This is a genomic window from Marinobacter sp., from assembly GCF_033722195.1.
Lineage (GTDB): Bacteria > Pseudomonadota > Gammaproteobacteria > Pseudomonadales > Oleiphilaceae > Marinobacter.
The window spans coordinates 1-7,513 of the sequence record NZ_JAWVZL010000123.1; the positions used below are offsets into that span (position 1 = coordinate 1).

7 protein-coding genes are annotated in these 7,513 nt (G+C 61.2%); 1 reads left to right on the forward strand and 6 read right to left on the reverse strand.

The window, feature by feature from the left end; genetic code table 11:
- Window positions 1-147: 147 nt before the first annotated feature.
- The 4 genes from purT to R3280_RS15035 form a co-directional block, all read right to left on the reverse strand.
- Window positions 148-1,329 carry a formate-dependent phosphoribosylglycinamide formyltransferase gene (gene purT / locus R3280_RS15020; protein ID WP_318999425.1) on the reverse strand — a complete coding sequence of 394 codons (1,182 nt, stop codon included), beginning with the start codon at window positions 1,327-1,329 and terminating at the stop codon, window positions 148-150.
- Window positions 1,330-1,410: 81 nt separating this feature from the next.
- The gene (locus tag R3280_RS15025; protein ID WP_318999426.1) at window positions 1,411-1,593 is read right to left on the reverse strand and encodes a DUF1289 domain-containing protein; all 183 of its coding nucleotides are present in this window, start codon (window positions 1,591-1,593) and stop codon (window positions 1,411-1,413) included.
- Window positions 1,590-2,126: a gamma carbonic anhydrase family protein gene (locus R3280_RS15030; protein WP_318999427.1), complete on the reverse strand. Its 537-nt coding sequence runs from the start codon at window positions 2,124-2,126 to the stop codon at window positions 1,590-1,592. Before R3280_RS15030 ends, R3280_RS15025 begins: the two co-directional genes overlap by 4 nt.
- A 10-nt stretch (window positions 2,127-2,136) precedes the next feature.
- Window positions 2,137-2,715, reverse strand: a complete 579-nt coding sequence (locus R3280_RS15035; protein ID WP_318999428.1) for a CoA pyrophosphatase — start codon at window positions 2,713-2,715, stop codon at window positions 2,137-2,139.
- A 97-nt stretch (window positions 2,716-2,812) separates the two neighbouring features.
- Here R3280_RS15035 and R3280_RS15040 point away from each other — a divergent pair, with 97 nt between their 5' ends.
- Window positions 2,813-3,361: an NUDIX hydrolase gene (locus R3280_RS15040; RefSeq protein WP_318999429.1), complete on the forward strand. Its 549-nt coding sequence runs from the start codon at window positions 2,813-2,815 to the stop codon at window positions 3,359-3,361.
- 7 nt (window positions 3,362-3,368) lie between these two features.
- Here R3280_RS15040 and R3280_RS15045 read toward each other — a convergent pair whose 3' ends face one another.
- Complete coding sequence (locus R3280_RS15045; protein WP_318999430.1) at window positions 3,369-3,680, reverse strand: YqfO family protein; 312 nt, start codon at window positions 3,678-3,680, stop codon at window positions 3,369-3,371.
- Window positions 3,681-4,290: 610 nt separating this feature from the next.
- Window positions 4,291-7,513, reverse strand: a 3,223-nt coding sequence (purL, locus tag R3280_RS15050) for a phosphoribosylformylglycinamidine synthase (RefSeq protein WP_318999431.1), incomplete at its 5' end; no start/stop codon positions are given.

Below are 7,513 nucleotides of genomic sequence, written 5' to 3' on the forward strand. Positions count from 1 at the left end.
CAATCAAATCATGCCGTTAACCAACTCCCCCGGCAGGCCGTTGTGCCTGTTGCCCCGAAGGAGATGCGCATTCTACAGACACCCAAGCGGGTGTCAACGGGCCCGAATAACTATTTTCAGAAATTTGTTCCGGCCAGGTGCCGGCGGTTAAAAAGTGACCTTCACGGCACCCACTGCACGGGCCGCTTTCGCCCTGGCCTGATCGATGGACTCACCCCGGGCCAGTAGCACACCCATGCGGCGGCGGCCGGAGATCTGGGGCTTGCCGAACAGACGCAGCTGGGTATCCGGCTCCGCCAGTGCGTTCTCAAGACCACCGAACATCGGCCGGTCGGATTCACCTTCCGGCAGCACCACCGCCGAGGCCGATGGCCCCAACTGGCGGATGGCGGGAACCGGCAGACCGAGAATGGCGCGGGCGTGCAGGGCAAACTCCGACAGGTCCTGGGATATCAGCGTTACCAGGCCGGTATCGTGAGGCCGGGGCGAAACCTCGGAGAAATAGACCTCATCGCCCTTTACAAACAGCTCCACCCCGTAGACGCCGAAACCGCCCAGGCTTTCGGTGACCTTTGCCGCCATGTCGCGGCTGCGGGCGAGCGCCAGTTCGCTCATGGCCTGGGGCTGCCAGGATTCGCGGTAATCGCCATCTTCCTGACGGTGGCCGATGGGGTCGCAGAAGGACACACCGTTGACATGACGTACGGTGAGCAGCGTGATCTCATAGTCGAATTCGACAAAACCTTCGACAATGACCCGACCCTTGCCAGCCCGACCACCGGTCTGGGCGTAGTCCCAGGCCTTTTCAATCTGGTCCTCACTGCGTACCAGGCTCTGACCCTTGCCCGAGGAGCTCATCACCGGTTTGATGACACAGGGCAGCCCGATCTCCCTGACAGCCGCCAGGTAATCCTCACGGGATTCGGCGAAGCGATACGGCGATGTGGCCAGACCCAGCTCTTCCGCTGCGAGCCGGCGAATACCTTCGCGGTTCATGGTGAGGTTGACAGCGCGGGCGGTGGGAATGACCCGCAAACCTTCGGCTTCCATGTTCACCAGCTCCGGTGTGGCGATGGCCTCGATTTCCGGCACCACCAGGTCCGGCTGCTCCCGCTCGATAATGCCCCGCAGCGCCGCCGGATCCAGCATATCCACCACGTGGCTGCGATGGGCCACCTGCATGCCGGGCGCGTTGGCGTAGCGGTCAACGGCAATCACCTCGACCCCCAGCCGCTGCAGTTCGATCACCACCTCTTTGCCCAGCTCGCCGGCGCCACAAAACAGCACCTTGAAAGCATTGTCCTTCAGGGGTGTACCAATACTCACCATAGCGTCACCTACTTCTTTCTTACCGGTAAAAGGTGCAGAGCCCGACATTCTGGTTCGCATTTGAAGGGCTGCCAGGGACTGCTAGAGAGCAACGCGCTGTTCCCGCTCGGCCACTTTTTTCAGCACCTCGAGCCGCTCGTCGTTGCTCATCTGGCTCCAGCGGGTGATCTCATCCACCGTGCGCTGGCAGCCGATACACTCGTCATTCTCGTCCAGGGCGCAGACGCTGACACAGGGCGATCGCACCTTGTCCCTGACACTCATTTGCCGGGACCATCGATGACAGTCAGCGACTTCAGGTAGCGAGCGGCGTTCTGGACATAGTGGGCGGCGCTCAGCTCCAGCATCTTGCGCTGGTTGTCATTGAGTTCGCGCTTGACCTTGCCGGGGGAGCCCACCACCAGTGAGCCGTCGGGCACCACCATGCCCTCGGGGATCAGGGTATTGGCACCGATCAGGCAGTGCTTGCCGATCCTGGCGCCGTTCAGCACCACGGCATTGATGCCGATCAGCGAATAGTCGCCGATATCGCAGCCATGGAGCATGGCCTGGTGGCCCACGGTAACGCCCCGGCCCAGGGTGAGTTTGACACCGGCGTCGGTATGGAGCACCGAACCGTCCTGCACATTGGATTCGGGGCCGATGGTGATCAGGTCGTTGTCGCCGCGGATCACCACGTTGAACCAGACACTGCTGCGGTCATCCAGTAACACACTGCCGATCACACTGGCATTGTCGGCGACAAAATGCTGGCTGCCACGGAATTCGGGCTTGCGATCATCAAACTGGTAAATCATCGTCGGGTCCTTATCTGGGCTCTAGCAGGTCGATGCCGGCATCGTACACTGCATTGAGAAAGTCAACCAGAACCACGGCGGACAGTCCCCAGATCTCGTAACGCTGCCAGCGATAACAGGGCACATAGAAGGTGTTGTTGAGGAAGCTGAGGGCGTCGGTGCGCTCCCGCCGGTCCTCCAGGAAGAAGTCCACCGGCACCCGGAAGATGCTCTCGATCTCGGCCGGATTGGCGCTCAGCGGATGGTCCTCAGGGACCACACCGACGTAAGGGGTCACCAGGATGCCATAGCGGGATAGGACCTGGCTGAGTGGCGCCACCACGTGGATCTGGTCCGGCGGCAGACCGATCTCCTCGTGGGTTTCCCGCAACGCGGTCTGCTCCAACGAGTGATCCTCCGGATCACGACGACCACCGGGGAAGGACACCTGGCCTCGATGAGTGCTCAGATTGGCGGACCGTAACGTAAAGATGATTTCGGGGCGGTCAGGGTTATCCGTCACCGGCACCAGAATACCCGCTTCCGGGTAGTCCAGCGCCAGTTGGCGCGGGGCATAACCCGCCAACCGCTCTGTCAGCATGTCTCGCAAAACCGGGCTCCTTGAACAGCACCTGCCCGCCAGCGGATGAGACAGCGGGAAGGTTGAGCGATACACTAGGATTTTCGATCAGTATACGGGGGTTTTCATGAAATACTGCAGCACTTGCGGCCACCCGGTGGAGCACCGGGTGCCTTCCGGAGACAACCGGCATCGCTATGTCTGCCCGAGCTGCGAAACCATCCATTACCAGAATCCCCGCATCGTTGCCGGTACCGTCCCGGTCTGGGAAGGCCGCATACTCCTGTGCCGCCGGGCCATCGAGCCCCGTTACGGTTACTGGACGCTACCGGCCGGCTTCATGGAGAACTCCGAGACCACCGATGAAGCCGCAGCCCGGGAAACCAGGGAAGAAGCCCTGGCGGAGGTGACCATCGACGAGCTCTACACCATCATCCACGTGCCCCACATCGACCAGGTGCACATGTTCTACCGGGCCACCCTCACCGATGGCCGTTACGGCGCCGGCGAGGAATCCCTGGAAACCGAACTGTTCGAACCGCACGACATCCCCTGGGACGAGATCTCCTTTCCCACGGTCAAGCGCACCCTGGAACACTTTGTGGAGGACATGCGCAGCAATCGCTTCCCGGTGCGGGTTAGCGACATCCGTCACCGCATGGGCGACAAGCGCTAGTCCAGCCTCACAGAACTTCCATTCGGTAGACTTCGTAAGCGGGCTCCTCGTAGGGATGAGCCTGCTTGAAGGCCTCCAGAGCCGGCCCAATCAGATCGTCACGGCACACCAGCTCGACCTTGTACTCATCCACTCTCTCGATTTCGCCCTGCTTACCCAGGAAAGGATCACTACCCTCAAGTGGCCGGAACTGCCCCTGGCCGCAACATTGCCAGGCGCAGCAGTCGTAATCTCCGATGCGGCCGGCGCCGGCATCGAACAGTGCCTGCTTGGTCTGCTCCAGGTGACTTTCCGGGACGAAATAACACAGTTTGTACATGCTATTGCTCCTGTAGCCGGATGAAGAGAGCCTTCGATGAAGGCTTCCGATTCGGTCTATCAGGATGCTACGTCAGCGCAACCCGGATTAAAAAGTCCACAATGCACTGAGTGCGGATTCAGGGTTTTCCACTTACCCACAGAATCTGTGGATAACTCTGGGGAAAGTTTTTGGGAATAGCCCCTCAAGGCCCGCCATTACAGCCCCTGGGACAAATTGGCGACAAATTCGCCTAAACCTTTTTTATTATTATATTCAACAACTTAAAACACAAAATCGGAAGTTGTACCTTAATTGGACAGTTTGGCTAAAGAAACGCCACACAGGCACCGAAAATGTGCATAAAAATTATAAGTCAAGAGAAAAAAGGGTCTGAAAAAGCGTTTCTACTGTTGAATTTCGTCCTGAAATAGCGTCCACGAACGACGACTTTTCGCAGTTTTTGAGCCGAAACGAAGCGGCCCTATCGAAATGCTACGCGGGGTAACAAATCCTGTTACCGCCCCGGACAGTCTATAAGACAGCAGAAAGCCGGCCAGCCCTCCACTTCCATCCAGAGAAAGTGGGAACAGACCGGCTTCCTATCTGCTGCTTTTCGTTGGTGCCGAAATCAGCCCAGCCACTTGCGGGCGTTGCGGAACATTCTCAGCCAGGGACCATCCTCGCCCCACTCCGGTGGGTGCCAGGAGAACTGCGCTGTGCGGAAGACCCGCTCCGGGTGAGGCATGAGAATGGTGACCCGGCCGTCTACGTTGGTAACGCCGGTAACCCCGTCCGCCGAGCCATTGGGGTTGTAGGGATACCGCTCGGTGGCCCGGCCATGGTTATCGACGAAGCGCAACGCAACCCGGCCGGATTCCGCCAGCTGGGACGCCTGAGCATCACTTGCGTATTCGATCCGGCCTTCACCGTGAGCCACCGCAATCGGCATGCGTGAACCGGCCATACCCGCCATGAAGGCCGAGGGGGATTCCTGAACTTCGGCCATAACCAGTCTTGCCTCGAACTGCTCGGACTGGTTGCGGACGAAGCGGGGCCATCCCTCCGTGCCGGGAATCAGCTCGTGAATGTTGGACAGCATCTGGCAGCCGTTGCAGACCCCCAACGCGAGGGTGTCGCCGCGGCCAAAGAATTCGGCGAACTCGTCCCGCACCCGGCCGTTGAAAAGAATGGATTTGGCCCAGCCACCGCCGGCACCCAGCACATCACCGTAGGAGAAACCGCCGCAGGCCACCAGAGTCTTGAAGCCATCTAGAGTGACGCGCCCGGACAGCAGGTCGCTCATGTGCACGTCTACCGACTCGAAACCAGCACGATCAAACGCAGCCGCCATTTCCACCTGACCGTTGACGCCCTGCTCACGGAGCACCGCGACCCGCGGCCGGGCACCGGTCTGGATATAGGGCGCCGCGATGTCCTCCTGCGGATCAAAGCCAAGGCTGGCACCCAGGCCGGGGTCTTCGGTGGCCAGCAGGTTGTCGAACTCTTCCTGTGCACAGTCGGCGTTGTCCCGCAGTGACTGGATGCGGTAGCTGGTTTCGGCCCAGAGCCGTTGCAGATCCGCCCGGGCCTCGTCGATCACCGGCTCGCCGTTAAACAGGAAGCGGATCCGGTCATCGCTGTTCAGGGTGCCGATCACCGACGCATGGTCCGCCAGTCCAGCCGCAGAGAACTGCTGCAGCACAAAGGGGGTGTCCTCCCGGCGTACCTGGATGACCGCGCCCAGTTCCTCATTGAACAGCTCCCGCGCAATCTGGGGCGGCTCCTCTGCCAGGCCGTCCAACTTGATATCAAGGCCGCTGCGGCTGGCAAAGCTCATTTCCGCCAGGGTAACGAACATGCCGCCATCGGATCGGTCGTGGTAAGCCAGCAGCTTGCCGTCGCCGTTGAGCCCCTGAATCACCGTAAAGAACGCCAGCATGTCCTCGGGGTCATCAAGGTCCGGCGCCACCGCGCCCATCTGGCCAAAGACCTGGGCCAGGGCCGAACCACCAAGGCGGTTCTGGCCAGCCGCCAGATCGATGAGTATCAGGTCGGTTTCGCCGGCATCGGTCTTCAGTTCCGGAGTCAGGGTGCGACGGATGTCGGTCACCGGCGCAAAGCCGCTGATGATCAGCGACAGCGGCGCGGTGACGCTTTTCTTCTCGCCGCTCTCCTCTTCCCAAACCGTCTTCATGGACATGGAATCCTTGCCCACCGGAATGGTGATACCGAGCGCAGGACACAACTCCATACCCACCGCCTTGACGGTGTCGTAGAGGTTCTCGTCCTCACCCGGGTGGCCGGCCGCGGCCATCCAGTTCGCGGACAGGCGGATATCGGAAAGCTTGGCAATGGGCGCCGCCGCCAGGTTGGTGATCACCTCACCCACCGCCATGCGTCCGGAAGCCGGCGCGTCGATGGCGGCAACGGGGGTGCGCTCGCCGATGGCCATGGCTTCGCCGGTGTAGACGTCGAATGAGGCCGCCGTCACCGCCACGTCACTGACCGGGACCTGCCAGGGCCCGACCATCTGGTCACGGGTCACCAGGCCGGTAATGGTCCTGTCGCCTATGGTGATCAGGAAGCTCTTGCTGCCCACCGACGGCAGCCGCAGAACCCGTCGGACCGCCTCATTCAGATGGACACGGGTGGAGTCGAATATCGGTTTGGTGAACGATGACCGGCGAACGCTGCGATGCATCCGCGGCGGCTTGCCGAACAGCACGTCCATGGGCAGGTCCACCGGTTTGTCACCGAAATAGGCATCCCCCAGGCTGAGGTGGTGGGCCTCCGTGGCCTCACCGATCACCGCGTAAGGGCATCGCTCGCGCCGGCAGATGGCATCAAAGCGCTCCAGATCCTCCGGCGCCACCGCCAGCACGTAACGTTCCTGGGACTCGTTGCACCAGATCTCCAGGGGCGACATGCCGGGCTCGTCATTGGGGATATCCCGCAGCTCGAACTTGCCGCCGCGGCCGCCGTCCTTCACCAGTTCCGGCATCGCATTGGAAAGACCACCGGCACCCACGTCGTGGATAAAGCAGATCGGCGTTTTGTCACCCAGCTGCCAGCAGCGGTCGATCACTTCCTGGCAGCGCCGCTCCATCTCCGGGTTGTCCCGCTGGACCGAGGCAAAGTCCAGGTTCTCCTGGCTGGCGCCGCTGTCCATGGAAGACGCCGCACCACCGCCCAGTCCGATCAGCATGGACGGGCCACCCAGTACGATCAGTTTGGCGCCGACGGGAATGGCACCCTTTTCCACATGCTGGGGCCGGATGTTGCCCAGACCGCCGGCAATCATGATGGGCTTGTGGTAACCACGAACCTCGTCACCGGCAGGACCCGCCACTTTCTGCTCGAAGGTGCGGAAATAGCCTGCCAGGTTGGGGCGGCCAAATTCGTTGTTGAAAGCGGCACCGCCAATGGGACCGTCGATCATGATATCCAGTGCCGAGGCGATGCGGTCGGGCTTGCCATAGCCTTTTTCCCAGGGTTGGGCGTCCCCCGGCAGGTTGAGATCGGATACGGTGAAGCCGGTGAGTCCCGCCTTGGGCTTGGAACCGCGGCCGGTGGCGCCCTCATCACGGATCTCGCCGCCGGAACCGGTGGCGGCGCCGGCAAACGGGGAGATGGCGGTGGGGTGGTTATGGGTTTCCACCTTCATCAGGATATGGATATCTTCCGGGTGATAACCGTAGACACCGGACTCAGGGTCCGGGAAGAAGCGGCCGCCCTGACTGCCGGCAATCACCGAGGCATTGTCCTTGTAGGCGGACAGCACACCTTCGCTGTTCATCTCGAAGGTGTTCTTGATCATTGCGAACAGGGACTTGGACTGGCCCTCACCGTCG

Bases quoted from the DNA above. Each gene is read 5' to 3' on its own strand.
- R3280_RS15025 (WP_318999426.1), bottom strand. From the start codon at position 1,593: ATGAGTGTCAGGGACAAGGTGCGATCGCCCTGTGTCAGCGTCTGCGCC.
- R3280_RS15040 (WP_318999429.1), top strand. From the start codon at position 2,813: ATGAAATACTGCAGCACTTGCGGCCACCCGGTGGAGCACCGGGTGCCT.
- R3280_RS15045 (WP_318999430.1), bottom strand. From the start codon at position 3,680: ATGTACAAACTGTGTTATTTCGTCCCGGAAAGTCACCTGGAGCAGACC.
- R3280_RS15030 (WP_318999427.1), bottom strand. From the start codon at position 2,126: ATGATTTACCAGTTTGATGATCGCAAGCCCGAATTCCGTGGCAGCCAG.
- purT (WP_318999425.1), bottom strand. From the start codon at position 1,329: ATGGTGAGTATTGGTACACCCCTGAAGGACAATGCTTTCAAGGTGCTG.